The 26,404-nt window shown below is 62.9% G+C and carries 25 protein-coding genes and 1 pseudogene; 9 read left to right on the top strand and 17 right to left on the bottom strand.

The window, feature by feature from the left end; all coding sequences use genetic code 11:
- Positions 1 to 87: 87 nt before the first annotated feature.
- Positions 88 to 1,395, bottom strand: a complete 1,308-nt coding sequence (hslU, locus tag ACR0JC_RS10455; RefSeq protein WP_170342594.1) for an ATP-dependent protease ATPase subunit HslU — start codon at positions 1,393 to 1,395, stop codon at positions 88 to 90.
- 200 nt (positions 1,396 to 1,595) lie between these two features.
- Between hslU and ACR0JC_RS10450 the strand changes: the two genes are divergently transcribed.
- Positions 1,596 to 2,837: an MFS transporter gene (locus ACR0JC_RS10450; protein WP_170342592.1), complete on the top strand. Its 1,242-nt coding sequence runs from the start codon at positions 1,596 to 1,598 to the stop codon at positions 2,835 to 2,837.
- 3 nt (positions 2,838 to 2,840) lie between these two features.
- Here the strand turns inward: ACR0JC_RS10450 and hslV are convergent, their stop codons facing one another.
- Entirely contained in the window at positions 2,841 to 3,398 is a 558-nt protein-coding gene (gene hslV, locus ACR0JC_RS10445) for an ATP-dependent protease subunit HslV (protein ID WP_093963878.1), read from the bottom strand.
- 195 nt (positions 3,399 to 3,593) lie between these two features.
- On the opposite strand from hslV, the gene ACR0JC_RS10440 reads away from it, so the two are divergent.
- A complete protein-coding gene (locus tag ACR0JC_RS10440) occupies positions 3,594 to 3,788 on the top strand; it encodes a DUF1127 domain-containing protein (protein WP_093963877.1) in 195 nt (64 codons plus the stop codon).
- Between the two features lie 130 nt (positions 3,789 to 3,918).
- Here the strand turns inward: ACR0JC_RS10440 and trxA are convergent, their stop codons facing one another.
- The 8 genes from trxA to regB all read right to left on the bottom strand — a co-directional run bounded on the left by trxA (position 3,919) and on the right by regB (position 15,744).
- On the bottom strand, positions 3,919 to 4,239 hold the full coding sequence (trxA, locus tag ACR0JC_RS10435) for a thioredoxin (RefSeq protein WP_093963876.1): 321 nt from the start codon (positions 4,237 to 4,239) through the stop codon (positions 3,919 to 3,921).
- A 60-nt stretch (positions 4,240 to 4,299) separates the two neighbouring features.
- The gene (gene addA / locus ACR0JC_RS10430) at positions 4,300 to 7,659 is read right to left on the bottom strand and encodes a double-strand break repair helicase AddA (RefSeq protein WP_170342590.1); all 3,360 of its coding nucleotides are present in this window, start codon (positions 7,657 to 7,659) and stop codon (positions 4,300 to 4,302) included.
- A complete protein-coding gene (gene addB / locus ACR0JC_RS10425; RefSeq protein ID WP_170342587.1) occupies positions 7,656 to 10,583 on the bottom strand; it encodes a double-strand break repair protein AddB in 2,928 nt (975 codons plus the stop codon). Before addB ends, addA begins: the two co-directional genes overlap by 4 nt.
- On the bottom strand, positions 10,576 to 11,262 hold the full coding sequence (locus ACR0JC_RS10420) for a nucleotidyltransferase family protein (protein ID WP_170342585.1): 687 nt from the start codon (positions 11,260 to 11,262) through the stop codon (positions 10,576 to 10,578). The genes addB and ACR0JC_RS10420 overlap by 8 nt, the downstream gene beginning before the upstream one ends.
- Positions 11,259 to 12,263, bottom strand: a complete 1,005-nt coding sequence (locus ACR0JC_RS10415) for an aminoglycoside phosphotransferase family protein (protein ID WP_170342583.1) — start codon at positions 12,261 to 12,263, stop codon at positions 11,259 to 11,261. The genes ACR0JC_RS10420 and ACR0JC_RS10415 overlap by 4 nt, the downstream gene beginning before the upstream one ends.
- Positions 12,260 to 12,730: a tRNA (adenosine(37)-N6)-threonylcarbamoyltransferase complex ATPase subunit type 1 TsaE gene (gene tsaE / locus ACR0JC_RS10410; protein WP_170342581.1), complete on the bottom strand. Its 471-nt coding sequence runs from the start codon at positions 12,728 to 12,730 to the stop codon at positions 12,260 to 12,262. Before tsaE ends, ACR0JC_RS10415 begins: the two co-directional genes overlap by 4 nt.
- A 41-nt stretch (positions 12,731 to 12,771) precedes the next feature.
- A complete protein-coding gene (locus ACR0JC_RS10405) occupies positions 12,772 to 14,280 on the bottom strand; it encodes a PAS-domain containing protein (RefSeq protein ID WP_480763903.1) in 1,509 nt (502 codons plus the stop codon).
- 66 nt (positions 14,281 to 14,346) lie between these two features.
- Positions 14,347 to 15,744 carry a sensor histidine kinase RegB gene (regB, locus tag ACR0JC_RS10400; protein WP_093963869.1) on the bottom strand — a complete coding sequence of 466 codons (1,398 nt, stop codon included), beginning with the start codon at positions 15,742 to 15,744 and terminating at the stop codon, positions 14,347 to 14,349.
- Between the two features lie 90 nt (positions 15,745 to 15,834).
- Between regB and ACR0JC_RS10395 the strand changes: the two genes are divergently transcribed.
- Entirely contained in the window at positions 15,835 to 16,461 is a 627-nt protein-coding gene (locus ACR0JC_RS10395) for an SCO family protein (RefSeq protein WP_170340640.1), read from the top strand.
- An 80-nt stretch (positions 16,462 to 16,541) separates the two neighbouring features.
- The gene (locus ACR0JC_RS10390; protein ID WP_093963867.1) at positions 16,542 to 17,096 is read left to right on the top strand and encodes an ActR/PrrA/RegA family redox response regulator transcription factor; all 555 of its coding nucleotides are present in this window, start codon (positions 16,542 to 16,544) and stop codon (positions 17,094 to 17,096) included.
- Positions 17,097 to 17,146: 50 nt separating this feature from the next.
- Here ACR0JC_RS10390 and ACR0JC_RS10385 read toward each other — a convergent pair whose 3' ends face one another.
- A complete protein-coding gene (locus ACR0JC_RS10385) occupies positions 17,147 to 18,220 on the bottom strand; it encodes an alpha/beta hydrolase (RefSeq protein WP_217361084.1) in 1,074 nt (357 codons plus the stop codon).
- 294 nt (positions 18,221 to 18,514) lie between these two features.
- Positions 18,515 to 19,108 carry an HD domain-containing protein gene (locus ACR0JC_RS10380; protein WP_170342575.1) on the bottom strand — a complete coding sequence of 198 codons (594 nt, stop codon included), beginning with the start codon at positions 19,106 to 19,108 and terminating at the stop codon, positions 18,515 to 18,517.
- Between the two features lie 205 nt (positions 19,109 to 19,313).
- Here ACR0JC_RS10380 and ACR0JC_RS10375 point away from each other — a divergent pair, with 205 nt between their 5' ends.
- Both ACR0JC_RS10375 and ahcY read left to right on the top strand, forming a co-directional pair.
- The gene (locus ACR0JC_RS10375; RefSeq protein ID WP_093963865.1) at positions 19,314 to 19,628 is read left to right on the top strand and encodes a hypothetical protein; all 315 of its coding nucleotides are present in this window, start codon (positions 19,314 to 19,316) and stop codon (positions 19,626 to 19,628) included.
- Between the two features lie 96 nt (positions 19,629 to 19,724).
- Positions 19,725 to 21,113 carry an adenosylhomocysteinase gene (gene ahcY, locus ACR0JC_RS10370; protein ID WP_170342574.1) on the top strand — a complete coding sequence of 463 codons (1,389 nt, stop codon included), beginning with the start codon at positions 19,725 to 19,727 and terminating at the stop codon, positions 21,111 to 21,113.
- 54 nt (positions 21,114 to 21,167) lie between these two features.
- Here the strand turns inward: ahcY and ACR0JC_RS10365 are convergent, their stop codons facing one another.
- Positions 21,168 to 21,815: a DUF899 family protein gene (locus tag ACR0JC_RS10365; RefSeq protein WP_170342572.1), complete on the bottom strand. Its 648-nt coding sequence runs from the start codon at positions 21,813 to 21,815 to the stop codon at positions 21,168 to 21,170.
- Between the two features lie 188 nt (positions 21,816 to 22,003).
- On the opposite strand from ACR0JC_RS10365, the gene ACR0JC_RS10360 reads away from it, so the two are divergent.
- Positions 22,004 to 22,345 carry a DUF2853 family protein gene (locus tag ACR0JC_RS10360; protein WP_170342569.1) on the top strand — a complete coding sequence of 114 codons (342 nt, stop codon included), beginning with the start codon at positions 22,004 to 22,006 and terminating at the stop codon, positions 22,343 to 22,345.
- Positions 22,346 to 22,563: 218 nt separating this feature from the next.
- Here the strand turns inward: ACR0JC_RS10360 and ACR0JC_RS10355 are convergent, their stop codons facing one another.
- From ACR0JC_RS10355 to tsaD, 4 genes are read right to left on the bottom strand one after another with little or no spacing between them, the layout of a single operon-like run.
- The gene (locus tag ACR0JC_RS10355; protein WP_170342567.1) at positions 22,564 to 22,986 is read right to left on the bottom strand and encodes an EVE domain-containing protein; all 423 of its coding nucleotides are present in this window, start codon (positions 22,984 to 22,986) and stop codon (positions 22,564 to 22,566) included.
- Complete coding sequence (locus ACR0JC_RS10350) at positions 22,986 to 23,255, bottom strand: YciI family protein (protein WP_093963861.1); 270 nt, start codon at positions 23,253 to 23,255, stop codon at positions 22,986 to 22,988. Before ACR0JC_RS10350 ends, ACR0JC_RS10355 begins: the two co-directional genes overlap by 1 nt.
- Position 23,256: 1 nt before the next feature.
- Positions 23,257 to 24,219 carry an NAD(P)H-dependent glycerol-3-phosphate dehydrogenase gene (locus tag ACR0JC_RS10345; protein WP_170342565.1) on the bottom strand — a complete coding sequence of 321 codons (963 nt, stop codon included), beginning with the start codon at positions 24,217 to 24,219 and terminating at the stop codon, positions 23,257 to 23,259.
- A complete protein-coding gene (gene tsaD / locus ACR0JC_RS10340) occupies positions 24,216 to 25,313 on the bottom strand; it encodes a tRNA (adenosine(37)-N6)-threonylcarbamoyltransferase complex transferase subunit TsaD (RefSeq protein WP_170342562.1) in 1,098 nt (365 codons plus the stop codon). The genes ACR0JC_RS10345 and tsaD overlap by 4 nt, the downstream gene beginning before the upstream one ends.
- Before the next feature lie 19 nt (positions 25,314 to 25,332).
- Here tsaD and ACR0JC_RS10335 point away from each other — a divergent pair, with 19 nt between their 5' ends.
- Both ACR0JC_RS10335 and ACR0JC_RS10330 read left to right on the top strand, forming a co-directional pair.
- A complete protein-coding gene (locus ACR0JC_RS10335; RefSeq protein ID WP_254430795.1) occupies positions 25,333 to 26,124 on the top strand; it encodes a uroporphyrinogen-III synthase in 792 nt (263 codons plus the stop codon).
- Positions 26,125 to 26,177: 53 nt separating this feature from the next.
- Positions 26,178 to 26,404 (top strand): annotated as a pseudogene (locus ACR0JC_RS10330) (hypothetical protein); the annotation flags it as partial.

The following is a 26,404-nucleotide window of genomic DNA, read 5'->3' as shown; positions in this document are numbered from 1 at the left end:
CCAACAGTTACGTGCTACGCATAGCGTAACCTGCCGACGCGTCCAGATAATTGCGCAGGATCAACCGGCGAAAACCGGCTGATCATGTTACAGAACGTAACGGCTCAGGTCCGTGGATTTGGTCAGCTCACCAAGGTTTTCATCCACAAAGGCCGCGTTGACCACGATTTCCGCGCCGGCACGGTCCGGCGCGACAAAGGACAGATCTTCGAAAACGCGCTCCATCACGGTGTACAGGCGCCGGGCGCCGATATTCTCGACGCTCTGGTTCACCTCGGCGGCGATCCGGGCTAGCGCGGCGATCCCGTCCTCGGTAAAGCTGACGGTAACGTTTTCGGTGCCCATCAAAGCCGTATACTGGCGGGTCAGCGCGTTGTCCGTCTCGGTCAGGATGCGAACGAAATCCTCTTCGGTCAGCGCACGCAGCTCGACCCGGATCGGCAGACGCCCCTGCAGTTCCGGCAACAGGTCCGAAGGCTTGGCGATATGGAACGCGCCGCTGGCGATGAACAGAATGTGGTCGGTCTTGACCGGGCCGTGCTTGGTGGAGACGGTGGTGCCTTCGATCAGCGGCAGCAGGTCGCGCTGCACGCCTTCGCGGCTGACATCCCCTCCGCGGGTTTCTGCCCGTGCGCAGACCTTGTCGATCTCGTCCAAAAATACGATGCCATTCTGCTCGACCGATTCCAGCGCCGCGCGGGTGACGGCCTCGTCATCCAGCAACTTGTCGGCCTCTTCCCCGATCAGGATGTCATAGCTTTCGGCAACGGTCATGCGACGCTTGACGGTGCGCCCGCCGAAAGCTTTGCCGAAAATGTCGCCCAGGTTCATCATGCCCATCTGACCGCCCGGCTGGCCGGGAATGTCGAACATCGGCATCGGGTTGGACGTGTCGGCCAATTCAAGCTCGATCACCGTGTCGTCCAGCTCGCCGGATTTCAGCTTCTTGCGGAACATCTCGCGGGTGCTCTCGCGGGCGTCCGAGCCGGCGATGGCCTCGATCACGCGGTCCTCGGCAGCCTGATGCGCCTTGGCCTTGACCTCTTCGCGCATGTATTCACGGGTCTGGATGATAGCGGCATCGGCCAGATCGCGGATGATCTGTTCAACATCGCGGCCGACATAGCCGACTTCGGTGAATTTGGTCGCTTCGACCTTGATGAAAGGCGCGCGGGCCAGCTTGGCCAAGCGGCGGCTGATCTCGGTTTTGCCCACGCCGGTGGGCCCGATCATCAGGATATTCTTGGGATAGACCTCGTCGCGGATGTCGTCCGGCAACTGCTTGCGCCGCCAGCGGTTGCGCAGGGCCACGGCGACAGCGCGCTTGGCATCCTTCTGCCCGATGATGAAACGATCCAGTTCCGAGACGATCTCGCGCGGGGTCAGGTCGGTCACAGGGCAGTCCTTTCGATGGTCGGCAGTCAGCTGCGGCTTAGGTAAGCACGGGGTCGGCAAAAACAACCGAGACCGCACATTTGGCCGCGTTGGTTAACAATGACCCGGCGCCAATGCAATTCTTTCCTGACCTCCGTGTTGGGAGATTTCGGTGTCCTCTGATAGGGTTGGCGGAATGTGCGCGGGACCCGGAGAGTGAAATGTCCAAGATTGCCAAGATTACCCTGCTGTTCGTGGTGTTCGTGGACTTGATCGGCCAAGGGCTGGTTTTTCCGATCATCAACTCGCTGATCATGGAGACGAAATCGGGCTTTCTGCCGGAAAGCACGCCAATGGGCAGCCGGCACTTCTACTACGGTCTGGTGATCGGGTGTTTCTTCCTGTCCTGGTTTCTGGGCGTCGTCTATGTCTCGAAAGTTTCGGACTCCATCGGGCGCAAGAATGCACTTCTGGTCTGCCTGGGCGGCGCGCTGGCCGGCTATGCGATCACCATTGCGGCGCTGTATCTCAACAGCCTGATCCTGTTGATCGTGGGCCGGTCGATCACCGGGTTCACGGCCGGAAACCAGCCCATTGCGCAGGCGGCCATGATCGACGGCAGCACGGATGCGGCCGATCGTGACCGGAACATGGGTTATATCGTGACAGGGGTCAGCTTTGGCCTGGTCGGCGGCCCGATCATCGGAGCGGTCCTGTCGGATGCGGCGCTGTTGGGCAGCGTTGCCACGCTCAAGACCCCATTCTACGGCGCGTTTGTCCTGGTGCTTATCGCGATCCTGCTGGTGCTGTTCTTTTTCAAGGATACCCGAACCGAACGCGAACCCTTCGTCTTTCGCCCCCGCGATGTGACCGACAGCCTGGTCGCCGTACGTGGCCACCCCATGGTTCTGAAGATCCTGCCCGTCTACGCGTTCTTCATGATCGCGAACGTCACCTTCTACGTGTTTGTGGACAATTTCTTGACCAGCGCTTTTGGTTACGGCGTGATCGGCGGCAGCATGGCCATGGTCGTCATTGGTGTGGCGCTGGCCTTCTCCAGTACGTTTCTCGTGAAACCCGCGCAGGAACGGTTCAGCAAGCACAACATCATATATGTTTCGCTGATCGTCATGGTGATCTGCGGCTTTGCCTTTGCCTTCAGCCCCAGCGGCGTGCTCAGCTACGTGCCGGTGTTCCTGTTCTATTTCCTGTTCGGCGTGGCCTACCCGACCCTTCTGGGCCTGTTCTCCTCGTCGGTCAGCGAGGCGGATCAGGGCTGGGTCATGGGCGTAACCACGGCCGTGTTCTGCCTGGCGGGTGGAATCATGTCGATGATCGGCGGCGGGTTGATGAGCATCGATATCCGCCTGCCCTATTACATCGTGATCGCCTCGGCCATTCTGGGGCTGATCGGGATGCATCGCCGGTGGAAGGGCAAGGAGATTTCGGCCCTGCTGGCCTGACCCCTAGCCCGAAATGCTCTCAACCGTCAGGTTGCCGTTGGTGTAGACGCAGATGTCGGCGGCAATTGCCATGGCCTCGCGGGCAACCTCCTCGGCCGACTTGTCGCTGTCCATCATCGCGCGCGCGGCTGCCAGGGCAAAGTTGCCACCCGACCCGATCGCCGCCACGTCATGTTCCGGCTCGAGCACGTCCCCGGCCCCGGTGATCACGAACAGGTCACGGCCGTCGGTGACGATCAGCATCGCCTCAAGCTTTTGCAGGTACTTGTCGGTGCGCCAGTCCTTGGCCAGTTCGACCGAGGCGCGGGCCAGTTGACCGGGCGTGGCCTCCAGCTTGGCTTCCAGCCGTTCCAGCAGTGTGAAGGCATCGGCGGTCGATCCGGCAAATCCGGCGACGATCTCGAACCCGCCGGGCGACAGGCGCCGCACCTTGCGGGCGGTGCCCTTGATCACGGTTTGGCCCAGACTGACCTGCCCGTCACCCGCGATGACGATCTGGCCGCCTTTCTTGACGCCGATGATCGTGGTGCCGTGCCAACCGGGAAAGTCGTTCTCCGCCATTCAAGCCTCCGTATCCGTTGATGCCCTATATGGGCCGGGGGCGCGATCCGCGCAACCCGTTCTCAAACTGCCCAAAAGATATGCAATCCGTGCATCACGGGGTTGTCGGACCAGCAATTGTGAGTCGCCTGTCGCAAGACTAGATGAGGCTTACAACCGACACAGGGTCGGCTGTTTCAAAAAAGGAATGCGCAAATGGCAACCACCGCAAACATCCATGCGCCGCTCGGAGCAGCTACCATCCTGCGTGTAGTGGACGGCATCTCGCACGCGTTCGAAGCTGTCGCCGAATGGAACACCGCCCGCAAGACCCGCAAGCTGCTGTCGCAACTGAGCGATGCCCAGCTGGAAGATATCGGTCTGGTCCGCGAAGATATCGCTAAAATCTGAATTCAAACCGAATTCGACAAAGGGCGAATGGCCGCTTGGATTTCCGGGCGGCTTTTTCTTTTTGCGCAGACCATGTACAAAAAAAGGCGCCCGATGAGGAGCGCCTTCTTTTGTTGAGTTCCGTTCGGTATCAGATGGATTCGTCGATCCAGCTTTGCAGGGCGGCCTTCGGGGCAGCGCCTGCGCGGTTCGAAACCACCTGACCGTCCTTGAAGATGAACAGCGCGGGAATACCCCGCACACCCATGGCTGCGGCCGAGTTTGGGTTGCTGTCCACGTCGACCTTGGCGATCTTGACCTTGCCGCCATATTCGGCCGCCAGCTCTTCCAGAGCGGGCCCGATCTGCTTGCAGGGTCCGCACCACTCGGCCCAGAAATCCACCACGACGGGGACGTCCGAGTTCTTGACTTCGGCGTCAAAGGTTTCGTCGGTTACGGCTACGGTCGACATATTCTGTCTCCTGAATGACATGCGGTTGGGAGTCGAACGTAGGTGCGCCCATTGGGGAGGTCAAGATATCTGGGCCCGCACCAGCGCATCTGTCACAAGATCGTGTGGCAGCCACATCAGGCGCGCCGTCCGGGTCCACAGGATCGCGGTGCGGATCTCGCGGCCGGGATAGATCTGCGACAGCGCGGCGGAATAGGCGCCCATCTGGCGCAACAGGCCCTCGGGGCAGGTCTCGGCCCGATCGGGAACCGTGGCGTTTGATTTGAAATCAATGACTTGCACCACGTCATCCGTCACGATCAACCGGTCGATCACCCCGTGGATCCGGCGACCGTCCAGAGTGGCCGAGACCGGCACCTCAGCCAGCGCGTCCGGGGCAAAGACGGGGGTCAGGTCCGGTGCGGTCAGCACGCCCGACGCCTCGGCCAGAAGGTCGCGGCGGTCACCGTCCTGCATATCGGGCAGAAGCCGGGCGCAGAGCTGATCCCACCGGTCGCGTGGCGCCTGGGCCAGATGTTCGAGCAGTAGGTGCAGGCGGGTGCCGCGCAGCTTGGCGGCCTCTTCCTCAAGCCCGGTTTCGCCCGGCAGGGCCTTGGCCCCGCCCAGATCGGACGGGCTGAGCGTCTCGGCATCGGGCGTCGGCTCGGGCGCGGGCCGGTGGAACAGGTCCGGCAGGGTATCCTGCACCGGTTCCGGGGTCTGGCGATGGTCCAGTGGCAGACCCTCCCAATCACCATGCGCCAGACGGCGGATGCCGGTGCCGGGGATCTCGGTGGCCCCTGCCCAGCCCATCGCGTCTTCAACCAGCTGGTACCAGCTGGACCCGTCCCGACCCAGATCGCCGGCCGCCGCCGCGATCAGCCATTTCTCGGCCCGGGTCAGCGCGACGTACAGCAAACGCAGCCGTTCGTTTTCTTCGCGTTTGCGCGCGTCTTCGCGGGCACGGGTGACAAGGCTGGGCGACAGGTCGGCGGGCACTTTCCACAGCGGCGTTCCGTCGGCGACCATGATCTCGGCATCGCGAGGCGGCTGCCGCTTGCCGGTGTCCGGCAGGATCACGATCGGCGCCTCCAGCCCTTTCGAGCCATGCACCGTCATCACCCGGATCATGTTACCCACGCCGGTCATCTGGCGCTTGATCTCAAGGTCGTCGGTCTGCATCCAGACCAGGAAGCCAGTCAGGCTGGGAATGTCCGACCGCTCATAGGCCAGCGCCTGTGACAGCAACGCGTTGATGCCGTCCTCGGCCTCGGCACCCAGACGGCCCAAGAGTTTGCGGCGGCCGTCATGGCGGGTCAGCACCCGTTCGATCAGGTCATAGGGGCGCAGAAAGTCCACCTGCCCACGCAGATCGTTCAACACAGCTAGCGTTTCGGGAAAATCCCCGGCGCGTTGGCGCAGCGCCGCCCACAGGTACCTTTCCTGCCGCCGATGGGCCAGGTCGAACAGCATCTGCTCGGACCAGCCGAACAGCGGCGATTTCAGCACCGTGGCCAGTGACAGGTCATCCTCGGACGTGGCGAGAAAGCTCAGCAGCGCGGCCAGATCCTTGACCGCCAGTTCCGCGCCCACCTTCAGCCGGTCGGCCCCTGCGATCGGCAGACCCTGGGCCTTGCACGCGCGGATGATCTCGGCGAACAGGTCCGAGCGGCGCTGCACCAGGATCAGGAAATCCCCCGGCCGCACCTTGCGGCGCACGAATATCCCGCGCGTGGGGCCATCTTCGGGGATGGTTTCGCCGGCGTCGATCATGGCCTTGATGCGCGCGGCGATCTGGTTGGCCAGGATCACCGTGTGATGCTGCGCCGCGGGCCGATCGACCGGGTCGGTCCATTCGCCCTCGTCCGCGTCCTCGACCTTTTCCACCGCCGGCCACAGATCGACCCGGCCCGGCAGATCGGCCTTGAAGGCGCGGTGCTGGGATTCTTTCTGAAACCCCGCCTCGGCGCGGTTTTCGAACAGGATATCGACCAGCGACAGGATGGCGCTGGAGGAGCGGAACGAATATTCCAGCGTCCAATCCCACAGTTTAGAGCCTGATTCCTGCAGTTTCCGCCCAAACTCGGCCTGCATCCGGTCAAAGGCCTGCGGGTCGGCCCCCTGGAAGGAATAGATCGACTGTTTCTTGTCGCCGACCACGAAGATCGTCCGCTCGACCCCGGACCGCGCGCCCTCGCCGCTGGTGAATTCCTGCGCCAGTTTCTCGACCACGTCCCATTGATCGGGGCTGGTGTCCTGCGCCTCGTCCACCAGGATGTGGTCGATGCCGCCATCCAGCCGGTACAGAACCCAAGCGGCCACCGCCGGATCGTTCAGCAACAGGCGCGCGCGCAGGATCAGGTCGTCGAAATCCAGCCAGCCGCGCAGTTGCTTGCGGCGCTCGTATTCCGGCAGGAACGCCGCCGCGAAGCGGTGCAGCACCATGGACTTGCGTGCGGCTGCCAGCGCCAGTCGCCCTTCCCTTGCAGCCTCGACCCGCCGCATCAGCGCCTCGAGCGGACCCATCTGCCCCGCCAGGACCCCCTCGCGCAGCGCCTTGGTGGGAAAGCTGTTGATCTTGGCGGTAAAGGGCTCTTTGGCGGATTTGCCGGTCAGGAACACGTCTTCCAGCACCGGCAACTGACCCAAGGCGGGTTCGGTGAAGCCCGACAGTTTCTCGGCCGCCTTGGCGTCGGTCTTGCCGCCGCCCGCCAGCGCCGGAAGGATCGAACGGATCAGCTCGACTTCGCCGCCCAGAAACACCTGCGCCAGCAGCGCGTCCTCGTCGAACCCCTCGGGCAGGCCAAAACGGGCCAGCAGGTCGGGCCATTGCAGCGCGGGCGTGAACAGGGTGCGCTTCTGGGCGATCGCGGCGGTCAGCTTGTCAAAGCCGGTATCGGTGATGTGGCGGGCCACGTCCTCGATCATGCGGGCCTGCGGGCCTTCGGCGAAATCCTCGACGATTTCCTCGCGCAGCAGGGCCGCGGCACGGTCTTCCATCTCGGAAAACTGCGGGCTGACCCCGGCCTCGAGCGGGAACCGCCGCAGCAGCGAGGCGCAGAACGAGTGGATCGTCTGGATCTTCAAACCGCCCGGCGTTTCGATCGCGCGCGCGAACAGGGTGCGGGCACGGGCCAGGCGGTCGGGGTCGATCACCCCTTCGACGCCCAGTTCGGTCAGTTGCCGCAGCAACGCCGCGTCGTCCAGCATCGCCCACTCGCCCAGCCGTTTGAACAGGCGGTTCTGCATCTCGCTGGCGGCGGCCTTGGTGTAGGTCAGGCAAAGGATGTGCTGCGGCTGAACACCGTCCAGCAGCAGCCGCGCCACGCGGTCGGTCAGAACCCGCGTCTTGCCCGAGCCCGCATTGGCCGCCAGCCAGGTCGACGCATCGGGCCGCGCCGCCTGAACCTGCCGTTCGGTCGCTTCGTCGCGCGGGGTCATGTCAGATCCTCGGGCCTGGTTTCGGCGGTGCGGTCCCATTCGCCGAACCGTGCCAGGTGGTCATAGTCGCCCACGTCGCTGTCCTTGTGCATCATCCGGCGCGAGGAGAAACCCTGATCAGGCTCTAAATAGGCGGAAATCAGCTCTTTCAGCTCGGCCAGAACCTTGTCGGGCGGCTCTTTGTCCAGGGGTGCCGGGACCTCTTTGTAGGTGCCGCCCATGCCGATGAACACGGCGCTGGCCACGGCCATCGGGTCAAATCCGTCGATCCCGCCCTGCTCGGCCATCGCGGCCTCGATCAGCAGCTGTTTGTCGAACTTGGCCTGCTGCGATTCCGAGGGCGGCGTGCCGGTCTTGTAGTCGATGATGGTCAGCGCGCCGCGGCTGTTGCGGTCGATCCGGTCGGCGCGACCATTCAGGGTGAACCCAAGCGGTTCCAGCGTCAGGCGCATCTTGGCTTCGAACGCGATCGGGCCGCCATCGCTGCGGCGGCTGATCTCGGCGCGCAGAAAGTCGTCGGCGATCCGCTCCAGCCGCGCCAGCCACAGTTTTCGAGCGGTGGGCCAGGCGACATGCTGATCCAGCAGCGCCTCGGCCCGTTTCAGGAAGTTGTCGCGGGTCAGCAGCGCCCCGTCCAGCACGCTGTCCTTGACGAAATGTTCCAGGATCTCGTGGATCACGATGCCGCGCAGCAGGGCGTCGGGCGCCTGCACCAGCGGGTCCAGCGGTTTCAGGCGCAGGACGTGCTTGGCATAGATCGCATATGGGTCGCGGATCAGCCGCTTGATCTCGGTCACCGACAGGCGGCGCGGGCGCGCGGCCACCGGCGGGCGTGGCGAGGGACGCGGTGCGGCGGCGATCCGAGGCGCCTGTTCCAGCATCTCGGACCAGCGCAGCCATGTCCGGCCCCGGTCGCGCATCTGTTCCAGCGCCGCGCGGCCGCCCTGATCCGGCAGGCCCTGCAACAGGTTGGTCAATCGGTTCAGCCAGCGTGACGGCACGGTTTCGGCATCATCCGAGCGGACCGCGCGGGTCAGCCAGACCTCGGGCGCGCCGATGGCCTGCTGGAAATCATGGGCCGACAGGCCGATGCGCCGTTCCGGCAGCAGCAGGCCGGCACGGTCGCGCATCTGGCGGTTCAACCAGGGGTCGGGCGCGGGGGCCTCGGGCCAGCTGCCCTCGTTCAGCGCGCCCAGAATCAGCAGGTCGGCACCCTGCACGCGCGCTTCGAGCGTGCCCCAGATCATGATCCGCGGGTGGGGGGCGTCGCGGTCGCGGACCTCTTGCCCGGCCAGCAGCGCGCCCAGCAGATCGGCGAAATCCAGCGCCGTCATCTCGCCGCCATGCTCGGCCTCGTCGGCAAGGCCCGAGATCACCTCCAGCGCCGCTTGGCCTGCGTTCTTGTCCCACAATTCGCCCGCGTTGCCGGAGCCGGCACCGGCAATTGTTTCGGCCAGATCGCGCAGGCGCTGCACCCAGTCGGTCAGGGGCAGGGTACCGCTGATCTGCTGGTCGCAGAAATTGCGGATCAGCCACCGGACCCACGTGTCGGGCACGTCTTTTTCGACGGCAAAACCTGTCAGGCTGTCGCTGTCGGGAAAGGGCGGGCCATTGCGGCGCAGGTGCAGTTCCAGATCGCGGCTGTGCAGCAGATGGGCACCGCGGTCGCCCGCGCTGTGACACAACGGGTGTTTCAGCAGGGTCAGCAGCGCCTCGGCATCCAGACGGTGCGCGAACAGCCCGGCCACATGACGCAGGAACCGGCCCGGCGGCGACAGTTGCAGCGGCAGGCCGGCGCTGTCATCGGGCAGGAGGTTCCAGCGGTCCAGTGCGGCGCTGACCTGGCGCGCCAGCATCCGGTCGGGGGTGATCAGGGCGGCGGTCTGTCCGGTCTCGACCGCCTGCCGCAGGCGCAGGGCGATGGCCAGCGCCTCGGCCCGCGGCGATTGCGCCTCGACCAGGGTGATGTCGCGCGTAGCGGCATCAAGATCGCGCAGCTGCGGACCTTCGCTCATCCAGGCATCGGTGATCGGGGCCGGACGCAATGCCAATGAAGCCAGACGGTTGCGCGCGGGCGAGGGGGGCTGGTCCGGGGTCCAGGCTGCGATCTGATCCGGCCCTATCCCCAGTTCGGTCATCAGTTTGCGGAACCGATATTGCGGGTGATCCTCCGAGGTCATTGCCGAATCCAGCCGCTCCCAAACGTGGGCGGGCTGGTCGAAATCGTACCCCGGCAGGATCAGCGCCCCCTGCGGTAGGCGCGCCACCGCCTGCATCAGCATCAGCGTGGTCCCGCGCGAACCGGTGGACCCGGCCAGGATCACCGGGTGTTGCGGCGGAGCGTCCTGCCAGCGGCCGATCAGGTTCTCGACCACGCGGCGCTGTCGGGCCTGAACGTCCAGACTGCCATCCTCGGTTTTCAGGAACTGGTCGGCGATGCCGATGAAGGCCTGCGCCCGTGCCCAATGGCCTGACAGGTCGGTCACATCCAGTTGCCGGATCGCCTCGGGCGAGACGCCTTCGCCCTGCATCTCTTCGATCAGGGCGGCGAGGCTGTCGGACAGGTCAAACAGCGACGACCGCGCGGCCAGATCCGGTTGCTGGTCCAGCAGTCGCGCCACCAGCTGCGTCAGTTCCAGCCGGCGACGCAAGGGCGGTACGGCGGGCGGTACACGATCAAGATCGACGCTTTCGCCCAGATCGGTGACCAGCGAAATGCGGGGCAAGAGGCAGGGCGGACCCTGATCGAACAGCTCGCGCACGCGGCGGGCCATGCGGCGGGTGTTCAGCACCAGTTGCACGCGGGCCAGTGCCTCGGGCGGGTGGCCGTCGCAGCGCGCCCGCAGCCCACGCACCAGTGCCTGCGGAAAATCCGCACCGGGCGGCACCGCAAAGACCCGGGGGGTGGCGCTGGGGTCAAACATCGGCCAGGATCTCCTCGGCCAGGGCGATGCCTTCGGGCCGGCCCACATCGCACCAGCGCCCGGGATACTGCAGACCGTACAGCCGGCCATCGCGGTGCATCCGGTCCCACAAGATATTGAGCGAGAACGCTTTTTCCGGAATGTCCGCCAGACCGTCGGTCTTCAGGATCTGAATGCCGCCATAGACGTGACCCGGCCCGCGTTCAAGCCGGCCTTGGGGGTCGATCCTGAAATCTCCGAGGCCTGCATGTCCGATCGTCTGTGCGATCGGCACGCAGATCAACAGAGCGTCCATCCGCGCCGGATCCCAAGCCGCCTTCAGCAACTCCAAAGGGTTGGGCCCGGACCAGATCGCATCGGTGTTCATCGTGAAAACCGGCCCCGGACCCAGCAGCGGCAGGGCCGCGCGCAATCCGCCGCCGGTTTCCAGGATGTCCGGCTGTTCGTGTGAAAGCAGGACACCACGTGGCGCCAAATGATCTGTCAGCTGATCAGCCAGGTAATGCAGGTTCGCGACCACCCGGCGCGGCCTTAGCGCATCCGTCAGGTCCAGCGCATGGTCGATCAGCGGCCGTCCGGCCACTGGGATCAGCGGCTTGGGTCGGGTGCGGGTCAACGCGCCCATGCGGGTGCCGAAACCGGCGGCAAACAGCATGATGGCCTCGGGTGTATCGGTCATCCGGCCCTCAGCCTTGCAAGGTTTTCGGGCGTTGGGGATGGCAGCGCCTGCCGAACCAGATCCGCGACCGAGACCAGCGCCGGATGCTCGAGATCGCGCATCAGATGAGCCCAGGCCGCCGGGATAAGATCCACGTAATGCGGTTTGCCATAGTCGGTGGCAAGGCGGGCAAATCCCCCCAGTATCCGCAGGTTGCGTTGGGCGCCGAGGACACTGTACGCCGTGCGGAAATCATGGTCATCCACACCTGTTGCCGTGATGTAGCGGTTGACCATGCTCATTTCGATTGCGGCGGGCACAGTGCGGCGGACATCCTGCAGCAACGACATCAGGTCATAGGCGGGATGGCACAGCATTGCGCTTTGAAAATCCAGGAGACCGACCCGGCGGACCCCGTCGCGCTCAGGCAGCCAGATCAGGTTCTCGGCATGGTAGTCCCTTAGGGTCACCACCCGCGTGCCCGAGGTTTCCTGCAGCAATATGTCGGCGAACCGATGCTGAAAACGATCATAGGCGTCTTTGTCATAGGCGCCTTGTATCCCTTGGGCATATTTGGTGAAGGCAAGGGACGACAATTCCGCCATGAGGGACGGGTCATAGCTGTCCAACGAGGGCAGGGGTCCAGAGTGCAGATGGATCAGCACGTCGGTTGCGGCCTCGTACAATTCACGCTCGACCTCCGGCTGCTTCTCGATCAGGCGGGCAAACAGATCGTCGCCGAAATCCTCCAGCAGGAGGAACCCGCTCTCGGCGTCCTCGGCAAGAATCTCGGGCGCGCTCAGACCGACGGACCGCAAGTATTCGGCCACCCTGACAAACGGTTCCACGTCTTCACCCTTGTCCGGGGGCGCGTCCATCAAAACGGCGGTCTGCCCGGTGTCCGGGTCGGTCAGACGTTCATACCGGCGGTTCGAGGCGTCTCCAGCCAGCGGCGCGCGAGAGGCTTTGGCCCAAGGGGTCCGTGCGATCAGCGCCTCGGCCAGAACTGCGCGGTTGCTCATGCGATCCTCTTCAGTTTTTCGGTCCACTTGGGGTCGGACCACGTCAGGGTCAGGTGTCGGGTTTCTTCGGCAGCGGGGTCGGCATGAAACTGCACCAACAAGGCCGAGGCCGGTTGTAGCGGACCCAGCCTGTCAGGCCATTCCACAAGGCAGATCGCCGTATCAAAGGCCTCGGTCAGGCCCAATTCCTCGATCTCATCCACCGAGGTAAGCCGGTACAGGTCGGAGTGCCAGATTTCGCCGGCTTCACCATCGTAAACCTGAATCAGCGTGAATGTGGGCGATGGCACATCTTCGGGCACAGGCAGGGCCGATTGGATCAGATTGCGTGCAAAATGGGTTTTGCCACTGCCGATTGGGCCGTCCAGCAAAATAACGTCGCCGGGCGCCAAATGGGCGGACAGGCGGCTGGCCAGATCGGCGGCTTCTTCCGGTGATGTCAGAGTGATCGAAGCGGGCGAATTCATGGCGCCACAATGAACGGGGGCCGAACCCTCTGCAACCCGGTTCAGGCGGTGATCTGCAACATATCCGGCGTTTCTCCACGCGCGTGTTCGATCGTGAACCGGACGATGGTTGCGCCATTCTGGATAGGGCTGACCGTACACAAGAGCCGGGTGCCGTCGCGCTTGTACAGATCAGAGCTCCACTCGGCCCGGTTGTTGCGCATTTCCACGAAGTCCCGAATGTCACCCAGAATTGGATTGGCCTGGCATCGCGACTGCCACTGGCGCGTGACGTCCAGAACCGTGGCTGGTTCAAAGCCGACCTCGTCCGAGTCTCCCCACAGCAGCTGGTAGGCGTAGTTGGTGAAAGCCAGTGTCCCGTCATCGGCAAAAACTGCGACGGCGTCCGCAAGCTTGTCGAGGATTGACTGCATAAGGTCCATCTCGGACCGGAACCGGCGGGTCAGGGTGATCTCGGCCGTGATGTCCTCGAACAGAAAGGCGACGGCGCCGTCGGGATGGGGGCGACCGCTGACCGAATAGACTGAGCCCGACGGTAGTGACCAGGTTTCCTGATAGTTTCCGTCCTCGGCTGCTTCCAGAAGATCGTTCATCTGCCGGCGCCAACTGCGGTAGTTCTTGGGTTCGGGCATCATGTGCTGATCCCGAAGGCGGTCAAAGAAGCTTGAGATATTCGGCCGGCAACTCAGGAAGTCGGGCGGCAATGCGGTCAGGTCGATCAGGGCGGGGTTGAACAGCGCCAACTGGCGGTTTCGATCAAAGATTGCCAGGCCGATCGACAGCTGCGCGAAGGTTTTCGTCATCGTCTGGACGAATTTGCGCTGGGCGGTCTCGGCCTCGACAATGGCGTTTACGTCGACCGCGTAATGCAGGTGACCTTCGTCCAGCTCCACAAGCGTCAGATCGAACCACAGCTTGCTGCTGCTGTCCTTCACCGGAATTGACACGCGGGTCTTCTTGCCGGGCCGCGCGTCTTCGGTCAGTTCAGGGAACATGGGTTGGGTCAGATCCGTGTCCTGCCCGCGCGCCTTGCGGGCCAGTGCAACATAGGCGGCGTTGCACCATCTTACCTTGTTGGCATGATTTAGAAGCCACACGGGATAGGGCGCGCGGTCCATGGCGAGGCGGATCGGATCGTTCGGATCCCTCCTTGTCGGTTCGGTGATGCCGGTCAGATCACGCAACTGCACCCGGACGATGCCGTCGATCCATTCACACCGAACCTCGCGCTCGACCGTACAATCCATGGCCGAAACCACGATATTGCCTTGCTGGCGGACGGTTTCGTAAGTCTCGGGGAAGGCCGGAAAGTCGCGCTGGAGCAGGCGCCTGAGATCATCCCAGTCATTCACCGCCTCGAACCCGGACAAGGCGATGTCGGAATGGCTGATCAGGCGGCTTCCGTTGAACAGAAACACCGCATCCAACAACGAAGCCGGCGCAGACAAACCAAAATTGTCACCGCGCCGCGGACGGCGCGGCATGAGCCACTGCAGGGCAAAGCCCGACGAAACCAGGCTGATCGACGCAAGTATGATCCAGTCGGCCACAGTGCCGCCTACCCCAAAAACAAACCGGACCCGACTTTGCGCTTAAATAGTTAACGGTGTCTTAACTCAGACCTGGAACCGTTCGTTCACGCCCGACGGAACCGGGTTGTCGCCTGTCTGCGCATCGATCAGCTTGCGCGGCCATGTCACCAGCACGATTGCGCCGCGTCGCTCGGCCTGGTCCGTCACCGCCTGGTAAGGGTCAGACCCATTTGCAAATTTCAGTTCGGCGCCGCTGCGCTCCAAGAGCGTCTTTGCGATGAATAGGCCCAACCCCATACCCTCGTATTCGGGGCGTGTGCGCAGATCGCTTTCGGCGCGTCTGCGGCGCATGAACGGGTCACCGATACGGCCGATGATGTGTGACGGATAACCGCGCCCGTCATCCATGATGCTGACGGTGATCCGGTCCGGCGTCCATTCGGCCTCGACCCAGACTTGTGCGCGGGCAAAGTCCACGGCGTTCTGGATCAGGTTTCGCAGGCCATGAATGATCTCGGGCTTGCGTAGGATCGAGGGCTGCTGGACATCCCCGTCAGGCCCGGGGCCTTCGTCAAAATGCACCTGTTTGCCCCTGTGTATGTGGGGCTCGGCCGCCTCGTGGATCACGGCGGACAAAGGTGCCTGGCGCAGGTGTAGGTCATCTTTGCCGGCCCGACCCATGTCGCGCAGGATGTCCCGGCACCGGTCGGCCTGCTCGCGGATCAGGGCGGCGTCTTCCTTCAGGTCGGGGCGGTCGTCCAATTCTTCGATCAGTTCCGAGCTGGTCAGCTTGATGGTGGCCAGTGGGGTCCCCAACTCGTGCGCGGCGGCGGCGACAACGCCGCCGAGGTCGGTCAGCTTCTGCTCGCGCGCCAGAGCCATATGGGTGGCGGCCAGCGCCTCGGACATCGACTGAACCTCGGCGCTGATGCGGTGCGAGTAGGCGCCGATGAATACGATCGCGATCACGATGGCGGCCCAGTTGCCGAACAGCAGGATGTCGGGGATGTCCAGAACAAGGCCGAGATCGGTGCGCAGCGGCAGGTGAAACTGGGCCAGAAGCGTCGCCAGCACGATTGCGGCGCCCCCGATGATCAAGGTCGACCGGGTGCTCATGACGTTGGCCGCAATCGTCACGGGGCCCAGCAAAAGCAGGGCAAACGGGTTGTTCAGACCGCCTGTGAGATACAGCAGGAAAGCCAGCTGCAGCAGGTCGAACATCACCATGAGGAAGTTTTCGAATTCCGACAGGCGCTTGTTCTGCGGGAACAGCAGGATGGCGGTCAGGTTGCCCATGACCGAAACACCGATGGCAAGGTAGCACAGCCCAAGCTCCAGCTGGACGTGATAGGTCTGCTGGGCAACGGTGATGGCCGTGATCTGGCCGATGATTGCCACCCACCGCAGCAGGATCAGCGTGCGCAGCCGGATCCAGCTGCTGCGTTCCTGTCCGCGCCAGAGGCTGGTGTTGGAATCCGTCATCGGGCGATTATGTCCTGTTGCGTCCGCTGGTCAACTTGATAGGTGTCCCGGCCGAACCGATCAACAACCCCATGTGTCAGGAATTTCGCCATGACCCGCCTTTATGCCATTCTTGCAACCGTCGTGCTGGCCGTGGGCCTGGGCGCCATGTGGCTGATGACGCGCGGCGGCGGTTCTGACGACAAGTTTGCGCAGTGCCGGTCCAGCCAGATTGCAGGCGGTACCGCAACCATCGGCGGCCCGTTCGAGTTGATCAACTCCAAGGGTGAAACCGTGACCGACAAGGACGTGATCACCGAGCCCTCGCTGATCTATTTCGGCTATACCTTCTGCCCCGATGTCTGTCCGCTGGACACCACCCGCAATGCCGAGGCCGTCGACCTGCTGACCGAGCGCGGTTATTCGGTCACTCCGATTTTCATCTCGGTGGACCCGGACCGGGACACCCCCGACGTCGTGGGGGATTTTGCCTACAACCTGCATGAAAAGATGATTGGCCTCACCGGTACGCCGGAACAGGTCAAGGCCGCAAGCCAGGCCTACAAGACCTATTACAAGGCTCAGGACAAGAGCGACGAGTACTACCTCGTCGACCATTCGACATTTACCTACCTCGTCACGCCGCAGGACGGGTTCCTTGAGTTTTTCAAACGCGACGCGACGGCCGAGCAGATGGCCGACACCGTTGCCTGCTTTGTGGACCAGGCGGCAGAGTAACCGTCGGTTTGACCTTTGGTGTGGCGCTGCTATTACTCATCTTAAAGCCTATCGGCATGAAATAGCAGAAAGACCACACTATGGCAGACAGTGCCCAGCTTGACATCGGCCCCGACAAATCCCTGCTTTTGGTGGATGATGACGAGCCGTTTCTGAGACGTCTCGCCAGGGCGATGGAGAAGCGTGGGTTCGAGGTGGAAACTGCCGGATCCGTCGCCGCCGGCCGCGCGATCGCCACCGCCCGCCCGCCCGCCTTTGCCGTGGTGGACCTGCGGCTCGAGGACGGCAACGGGCTGGACGTGGTCGAGGTGCTGCGGGAAAAGCGCCCCGACAGCCGGGTCGTGGTTCTGACCGGGTACGGTGCAATTGCGACTGCCGTGGCGGCGGTGAAAATCGGCGCCACCGACTATCTGTCGAAACCTGCCGACGCCACCGACATCACCAATGCGCTGCTGGCCAAGGGCGACGAACTGCCCCCGCCCCCCGAAAACCCCATGAGCGCCGACCGCGTGCGGTGGGAGCACATCCAGCGGGTTTACGAGCTGTGTGACCGAAACGTCTCGGAAACAGCGCGGCGTCTGAACATGCACCGCCGGACCTTGCAGCGGATTCTGGCGAAACGCAGCCCGCGGTAGCGTTTTGCCGATCGGCACTGTTCTGGCGACAGGCTTGGGAAATCAAGAAATTAAGGTTCGCCTACAACTTCCACCGAACCTTCGCCAATAAGGTCCTGAAGTTCTGTAGTGGAACGCCTACCGGTCCGTCTGCTTGTGCGGATTGCTTCACCAGCAATTCGAACAACCTCAGGGGACGAAGCAAATTTCGAGTGACTTGTGCTTTGAGAGTCCTGTACTTGGCTGAGATCAATAACGGTGACTCCTGACCTTGCGAGTTCGGCGGCATCGGCCGCGCCAACACGGTCGACTCCGCCAGAAATGAACTTCGAAAAACTCAAGGCTCCGTCGTCCGAGGATACGAGAACAAAGATCTTCTGATTGTCGTGGGTGATAGTTGAGAGCTGGCTTTCGAATACCGCCAAATCGATATCGGGTGCCGCCAGAATTATGTTTCGAATTTTCTTGTTGGGATTGAACTCGCCAGCAATTTCGGCTTGTGAGATGGCTTCCATCGTAAGGAACGCTCCCATCGAAAACGCGAGTATGTCAAATTGTTGAGCCTGTGATCGCGAAATGATCTCACCGGCTTTCAAAAAGTCTGATCTGGCAGCGAGGGCGCTGTTGATATCGTAGACGTATTTCAGAGTCTCTGCAGCAGACGCCCATGACATCAATACGGGGATCCCGTCATACTCGGTATCCTCGACAAACTGTGCCAATCTAAGGATGGCATCGCTCAGGGTCGTGTTGTAGCCGTGCACAAAGACCAGAACGTTTCTGTCGGAAACGCCGAGGTTCAGTAATTGATTGTCAATTTCAGAAACAAAGGCGGCTTCCGAAACATAGACTTTTGGTTCAACTATGGTGAAGTGCTTTGAGGCAATAGGTGGCAGAGAGCTGGCTCTTTCAATTTTCCCTGCTTTGTGAATTGGCGGGATGGTGACGACTACTGAAGCCAAACCCAAACCCTCACCGCGGTCACCGGAAAAGAAGACCCCTTCTGCACCGGACGCTTGACGCGTCGTGGCAATGAAGACTGTTTGGCGCTTGGCCTCTTTTACCTCAGATGCAGGAAGTCTTGGATTATCGATCCCTACCAATTCCGGCGGGCGGCCGCACGAAGCCGCTCCCAGCAACATCATCGTGGATAAACACAGAAGCCGGAATGCGCGCGGTAGATCCGAAGTTCCAATTCTGAGGCGTTTCATACAACTACGATCACTCGGCTCGGTTGCGCCTCATTAGACTGACGGTACTGTTCTTCTGTCAACCGACGAGCGCTGGAGCCGCTCTTTTTGGCTCAAGCAGTGTCTTCTCTGCGGTACGATATTGAGTAAATGAGGCCGTTCTTCGGAGTTTAGACACACGGACTGCGTGGGCGCCGCAAAGGCAAATATGCGGCTGGGGGCAAGCAAGATTCCGCTACCATTCGAGTTTCATAGCTCCGCCAACAGCTCCGCGTGCCGCGCCGTATATGCCTGCCGAACCTCAACCGGTGGCCTGAGTGTGATCTGCAACCTCTCCATCACCGCCGCGTCCGGTCGGCCAAAGAACTTGGTTGCTTCGGCCTCGGAAAACCCCGCGATCTGGGTGGCCTCCATCCACGCGCTGATTTTGTCGGCTTTCTTGATCTGACGTTTCACCGTTTTCGGCACCGCGGCGGGCAGGCCGAAGCGGATGTGGATTGCCGCCGCCAGTCGGTCGTCCAGCGCGCCATAGCCGGGGCCGACCGCAGCCTTCACCGGCGAGATCATGTCACCGATCACATATTCCGGCGCATCGTGCAGCAGCGCCGCCAGCCGCCATTTCACCGGCGCCGTGGGGGCGATCCGGCCGAACAGTTCTTCGACCAGCAGGGAATGCTCGGCCACGGAATAGGCGAAATCGCCCGCCGTCTGGCCGTTCCAGCGCGCCACGAAAGCCAGCCCATGGGCGATATCCTCGATCTCGATATCCACAGGTGTCGGGTCCAGCAGGTCCAGCCTGCGGCCCGACAGCATCCGTTGCCATGCCCTGGGTTGTGTTGCCATTCCGCCATGCCCCATCTTGTCCACCGTGCCCGAGACCCGGCTTTATGCTATGCTTAAGCCATCCTGATCACCGGCTGCCAACAATTTCTTGAGCAATCGTGCTTTGAACCGGCACCTTGTGATCACGATATGAAGACTGAGGGGGGCACGCGCTCCTCCCAGTGTGCCCCTCTCGGATCGAAACCCGAACCGAAAGGAGCTTGTCATGTTCAAGCGTTTATTGGGAATGGCCCTTGTCTTTGGAATGGCTGCGACCGCGCCGCCTGCACTGGCCCAAAACTGCGCCCTGCGCGCGGATGTAATCGCCAAGCTGCAGCAGATCTATTCCGAAGAGCTGGCCTTTGGCGGATTGCAGAACACGCGGGGCGGTCAGACGGTCATGGAGGTATGGGCCTCGCGCGAAAGCGGCACCTATACCGTGTTGATGACCCACGCCAACGGCATCAGTTGCATTGTCGCCGCTGGCACCGATTTCTTCGAAGTGACGCCCAGGGCCCCGGCCGAAGGGGCGCCCAGTTGATTTGACGCCCACGCCCCAATCGCCATCCACGTTGCCACTTTTCCTCAACGGTGTTAGGGGCTGCCCAAACCGTTGTTGATCGGAATGGAGCATCTGATGGCTGGCGACTACATCGTCAAAGACATTTCACTGGCCGGGTTCGGCCGCAAGGAACTGGATATCGCGGAAACCGAAATGCCGGGCCTGATGGCTCTGCGTGCGGAATACGGCGACAGCAAGCCGCTGAAGGGCGCGCGCATCGTCGGGTCGTTGCACATGACGATCCAGACCGCCGTTCTGATCGAGACGCTGGTCGCGCTGGGCGCGGACGTGCGCTGGGCGTCGTGCAACATCTTCTCGACCCAGGACCACGCGGCGGCGGCCATCGCCGAGGCGGGTATTCCGGTCTTTGCCATCAAGGGCCAGACTCTGGAAGAGCACTGGGACTATCTCGACAAGTCTTTCCTGTTCGAAGATGGCCCGAACATGATCCTGGATGATGGCGGCGACGCCACGCTGTACATCCTGCTGGGCGCGCGCGCCGAAGCGGGCGAGGACATCATCCCCGTCCCGTCCTCGGAAGAGGAAGAGGTCATCAAGGCGCAGATCAAGAAGCGGATGGCCGCAAGCCCGGGCTGGTTCACCAAGGTGCGCGATCAGATCAAGGGCGTGTCCGAGGAAACCACCACCGGCGTCAACCGCCTGTATCAGCTGGTCAAGGACGGCCACCTGCCATTCCCGGCGATCAACGTGAACGACAGCGTCACCAAGTCGAAATTCGACAACAAGTACGGCTGCAAGGAATCGCTGGTCGATGGCATCCGTCGCGCCACCGACACGATGATGGCCGGCAAGGTTGCCGTGGTCTGCGGTTATGGCGACGTGGGCAAAGGCTCGGCCGCGTCCCTGCGTGGCGCCGGTGCCCGCGTGAAAGTGACCGAGGTTGACCCGATTTGCGCCCTGCAGGCCGCCATGGACGGATATGAGGTGGTTCTGCTGGAAGACGTGGTTTCGACCGCCGACATCTTCATCACCACCACCGGCAACAAGGACGTGATCCGCATCGAGCACATGCGCGAGATGAAGGACATGGCCATCGTCGGTAATATCGGCCATTTCGACAACGAAATTCAGGTGGCCAGCCTGAAAAACCACAAATGGACCAACATCAAGGACCAGGTGGACATGATCGAGATGCCCTCGGGCAACCGCATCATCCTGCTGTCCGAAGGCCGTCTGCTGAACCTCGGCAATGCCACCGGTCATCCGTCCTTCGTGATGTCGGCCTCGTTCACCAACCAGGTTCTGGCCCAGATCGAACTGTTCACCAAAGGCGACCAGTACGAGAACAAGGTCTATATCCTGCCCAAGCATCTGGACGAGAAGGTCGCACGCCTGCATCTGGATCGGATCGGCGTCAAGCTGACCAAGCTGGACAAGGAACAGGCGGACTACATCGGCGTCACGCCCGAAGGCCCGTTCAAGCCCGAGCACTACCGGTATTGATCCGTCAGAAATTCGCGGAAAAGGCGGCCATCCGGGCCGCCTTTTTTGTTGCGGTCAGCGGAGCGGCGGCACGAAATCGCCGCGCCCCTGCGGCGTCAGGTCCAGAATGTTCCACAGGGGCCATGCTGTATCGACATGGCGTGGATGCCAGTCGCTGGGCTGAAAGAACAGCTCGGAGCTCCAGAAATGGTGGATTCCCTGCGCATCGCGTTGAAACACGTTCAGAATCGGCAACTGGTTTCCGTCCTCGGTCTCGGCCAGATAGTCTTGCTGGTACAATGTATCCAACGCGGAATAGAGCGGCAGATCCTGCCAGCCCATGCGCCGGCTCAGCGCAGCCAGGGCATCCGGTGTATTCTGCGCCACGACCGCAAAGGCGGTTTTTCGGGTCAGATGTGCGACCTGCCCGGTCAGCCCGTCCAGAAAGGCCGAGCACATGGGGCAGGGGTTTTGCGCCTTGGGGCCAAACATCAGCGAATACACGACCAGAGTGTCATGATCACCGAACAGGCTTGAAATCGGGGCAATTTTGCCCTCGAGATCCCGAAAGGCGTAATCCTGCGGGATTTGGCCGCCCTTGGGCAAGGTCCGGCGCAGCGCGGCCACTTCCTCGACCCGCGCACGCAGATCGGCTTCGGCGGCCAACAGGGCATTTCGGGCGGTTCGGTACTCGGCGCTTTCGTTCGGTAGGGCGATGGTCATGGCAGTCTCCTCGACTCAATGATTAACTAAAATGTTAAATAAAAGTGAAACAATGATCAACCCGCAGGTGCGCGTATCCCTGCCTTGGGGGGAAACCGTCGGATTTTTCCCTTTGTTGAAAAGCTGTCAACCGTTACCGTTCAGCCAGCGCCGCAAAGGCCGGAACCCAACCCACACAGGAGAGGACAATGGGAAAACGTGACGAGTTGATCGCCAAATACGCGGATGATCTGAAGAATAAATGCGGTATGACGCCGGACATGGACCTGCTGACCAAGGTTACCATTGGATGCGGCCCGGCCATCTATGACGCGGATGCCGCGACCGTCGCCGCCAGCCAGGAAGGTGAGCTGGAAACGGTCAAGAACAACTTCCTGATCAAGAAACTGGGCCTGTCGGATGGCCCCGAGCTGATGGCAGCGATCAACAAGGTCATGGAGACCTATGGCATGTCCGAGCGCAATAAATACCGCGCAGTGGTCTATTACATGCTCATCAAACATTTCGGCAAAGAGTCCGTCTACGGCTGATCCCGCCGCGACATTCGGAAACGCCCGCCCGACTGGTTCGGCGGGCGTTTTGCATTTGAATCATAATCTATTGATTTCACGTTTGAAAAATCGGCCCGCCTTGGGCTACATTCAGCCCGTGACCAGGACGGTCAGAACCAGAGATTTCTTTGCGTGTGGTGAGTAGGGAGCACGCGGGGTAGGGAAGGTTCTGCATCGTCAGGGCCTTCCCTTTTTTCTCAATCCGCCTGGGTCTGGCCCAGTTCGCAGATCACCGCCCATTCGGCATCCGAGACGGGCTGCACAGACAGGCGCGAGTTTTTCACCAGCACCATGTCGGTCAGTCGCGGATTGGCCTTGATCTGGTCCAGCGTGACCGGTTTGGCGAAGGGGCGCACCGCCTTGATGTCCACGCAGTCCCACCGGTCGTCGTCGGTGGTGCTGTCGGGGTGGGCCTCGGCGCAGACCTCGACGATGCCGACGATCGCCTTGTCCTTCTGCGAATGATAGAAAAACCCCCGGTTGCCCAGCTTCATCTGCCGCATGAAATTGCGAGCCTGATAGTTGCGCACCCCGTCCCATTCCTCGCCCGCGTCGCCCTTGGCGACCTGCTGGTCCCAGCTCCAGGTCGAGGGTTCGGATTTGAACAGCCAATACGCCATCAGCCGATGACCTTCTTCCACGGGATCAGTTCGACCGACTTGAACAGACCGGCCTTGGCATAGGGGTCGTTGTCGGCCCAGGCCTGTGCGGCGGACAGATTCTCGACATCCAGGATGACCAGCGACCCGATCATGGCATCGCCGTCCAGCAGCGGCCCGGCCTGTGCGACTACGCCTGTTTCTTCGATATAGGCCAGGTGCGCGGCGCGATTGTCCAGCCGGGTCTGCAGGGCGCCGTCCTTGTCGCGGGCGATCAGGGCGATAAGCATGTCATTCCTCCTTGAGTGGGCGATTGAGCAGGGATTGCAGGGCCTCGGCGACACTGTAGGCGCCACGGCTGAGCTGCGCCACCGTCTGGCAGATGGGCATGTCCAGCCCTTCGGCCGACGCGATGGCGGCCATGGCATTTGCCGTGGCCACGCCTTCGACGGTGGTCGCGGCGTCAAAGGACTCGTTGCGGCCCAGCGACAGGCCGAACCGGAAGTTGCGCGACAGCTCGGACGAGCAAGTCAGAACCAGATCGCCCAAACCCGACAGGCCCATCAGGGTCTCGGGCCGGGCACCGCGCATTGCGGCAAAGCGTTGCATCTCGGCAAAGCCGCGCGTCATCAGGGCCGCGCGGGCGCTGTCCCCCAGACCGGCGCCGATGCAGGCCCCGCAGGCGTTGGCCATCACGTTCTTCAGCGCCCCGCCCAACTCGGCCCCGGTCACGTCGGTGGTCCGGTAGAGCCGCAGGTTGGCGGTGGTCAGCGCCTGTTGCAACCGGGCGCCGAGCTTTGCGTCGCCGCAGGCCAGGGTCAGCGCCGTGGGCAACCCGCGCGCGATGTCATCGGCAAAGCTGGGCCCGGTCAGCAATGCAGTGCGGGCGCTGGGCAGCACCTGTTCGATCACGGCAATCGGACCGAGGCCGGTGGATAGCTCGATACCCTTGCAACAGGCCACAAGGGTGCGACCCTGCAAGTCCGCCGCATGGTCCGACAGGACATCGCGCAGCTTTTGCATGGGCACAGCCAACAACACCACGTCGCTCTGACAGGCCAGCGTGATTTCAGCGGTCACCGTGATGGCGTCGGGCAGGGTGACACCCGGAAGGCGGGTGTCATTGCGGCGGGTCGCCTGCATCGTCTGCGCCTGTTCGCCTGACCGGGCCCACAAGGTGACCGGACCCTTGCCCGCCAGCGAGATCGCCAGCGCGGTGCCGAAGGCGCCCGACCCAAGGACCGAGACGTTCATGCCTTGGCCCCCTTGCGCCCGCCGCCCAGCATGGCCGGGCTGGTCTGGTCCAGCGGCCAGCGGGGCCGGGCGGTCAGGCCCAGCCCGTCACGCGCGCCCAGCCGGAACCGCTCCAACCCGGCATAGGCGATCATCGCCGCATTGTCGGTGCACAGGTGCAGCGGCGGGGCGGTAAACCGCGCGCCGGCATCGGCCGAAACAGACTCTAAAGCGGTCCGAATGGCCGTATTGGCCGCAACGCCACCCGCCACGGCGATGACCGGCTCGGCAGGGTTGGTTTCAAGATACAAGGCGATGGCACGGCGGGTCTTTTCGGCCAGCGTATCCACGACCGCCTGCTGGAACCCGGCGCACAGATCGGCGCGGTCCTGACGCGTCAGCCCGCCCTTTTCGGCCACGATCTGGTCGCGCATCCGCATCAAGGCGGTCTTGAGCCCGGAAAAGGACAGATCGCATCCGGGCCGGTCCAGCAGCGGCCGCGGAAAACGAAAGCGTTTGGGGTCGCCATCGCGCGCCTCGGCCTCGACCGAGGGGCCGCCGGGCTGGGGCAGGCCCAGCAGGCGCGCGGTCTTGTCGAATGCCTCGCCCGGGGCGTCGTCGATGGTGCCGCCCAGTCGGGTGAACCGCTCGGGACCGTGGGCGATCAGGTATTGGCAATGCCCGCCGGACACCAGCAGCATCAGGTAGGGAAAGGCGATCCCGTCCGTCAGCCGCGGGGTCAGCGCGTGGCCGGCCAGGTGGTTGACGCCGATCAGCGGCAGGCCGGTGGCCGCGCTGATCCCCTTGGCGCACATCACGCCCGACATGACCCCGCCGATCAGTCCCGGCCCGGCGGTCACGGCGACTGCGTCCATGTCCTGCAGGGTCAGGCCCGCCTGCTCCAACGCCTGCTGCACGCAGACATCCAGCTTTTCGGCATGCGCGCGGGCCGCAATCTCGGGCACCACGCCGCCGAAGGCACTGTGCAGGTCCGTCTGGCCATGCACGACCGAAGACAGAACCTGCGCCGGTTCGCCCTCGGTTTGCTGCACCACGGCCGCCGCCGTGTCATCGCAGCTGCTTTCCAATCCCAGAACGGTAAGTGTTTGCACCATTGGCCTGAACCATTGCATCATGATCTGGTCGCGGGGTATCACCCCGCGCCGCAGCAAACAATCCTCAAGGCCCGAACGCCCGCCCGTGTACCTGTTGATGACCCGTCCCCGCGCCGCCTCGGAAAGGTTCGTCGCGCAGCTTCCCGAACGCATACGGTCGCGGGTTCAGGTGGTCTATTCCCCGCTGCTGGATATCCGACCGATGGAACAGGCGGTGGACACGACCGGAATCCGGGGCCTGATCTTCACCTCGGCCAATGGCGTGGCGGCCGCCGCGGCGCAGGGTGTGCGCCGGGATCTGCTCGCCTATTGCGTGGGGCCGGCCACCACCGAAACGGCCCGCCAGGCCGGGTGGGAGGCTCGGATGGCCGGCGAAACCGCCGAAGAGCTGGTGGCCAAACTGCTGAAAGAGCGCCCGGACAGCCCGCTGTTGCATCTGCGCGGCGAACACAGTCGCGGAAATATAGCGGCCCGGCTGACCGAACTGGGGCTGACCGTGCGGGAACAGCCGGTCTATCGCCAGCATTTGCTGCCTTTGACGCCCGAGGCCCAGGCGGCTGCGGCCGGATCGGCCCCGGTGATTGCCCCCTTGTTCTCGCCGCGGACCGCGCGACAATTTGCCGACCTTTGGCCCGGACCGGCACCGCTTTTGGTCGCCGCGATGAGCGGACCGACCGCCGAGCCCCTTGAAAACTTGGCGATTGCCCGTTTGCGGATTGCCAAACGCCCGACGCCCAAGAAAATGCGGAAAGCCGTGAAAAAACTCGTTAAATACGCGATCCGGCTTGAGGGCGCGATGGGCGCGGATTAACTTGGTTGCGTCTGCGCGTCAGGTTTTATGGGAATCGACAGGGGGAAGTGACGGTGGCTGCCAAGAAAGACACAGACCAGAAACCGGCCGACGACCCGAAGGTCGATGAGGTGCCCGACGCGGTCGACGCCAAGACTGACGCCTACACGCTTGACCCGGAAGATCGGGTTGAACAAAGCCCTTCCGAAGCCGAAGCCGAAGCCGAAGCCGAAGCCGAAGCCGAAGCCGAAGCCGAAGCCGAAGCCGAAGCCGAAGCCGAAGCCGAAGCCGAAGCCGAAGC

It is taken from the genome of Ruegeria sp. CH5, assembly GCF_056537025.1.
Note: the sequence above shows the minus strand (reverse complement) of the source record. Positions and strands in the feature narration are given on the sequence as shown.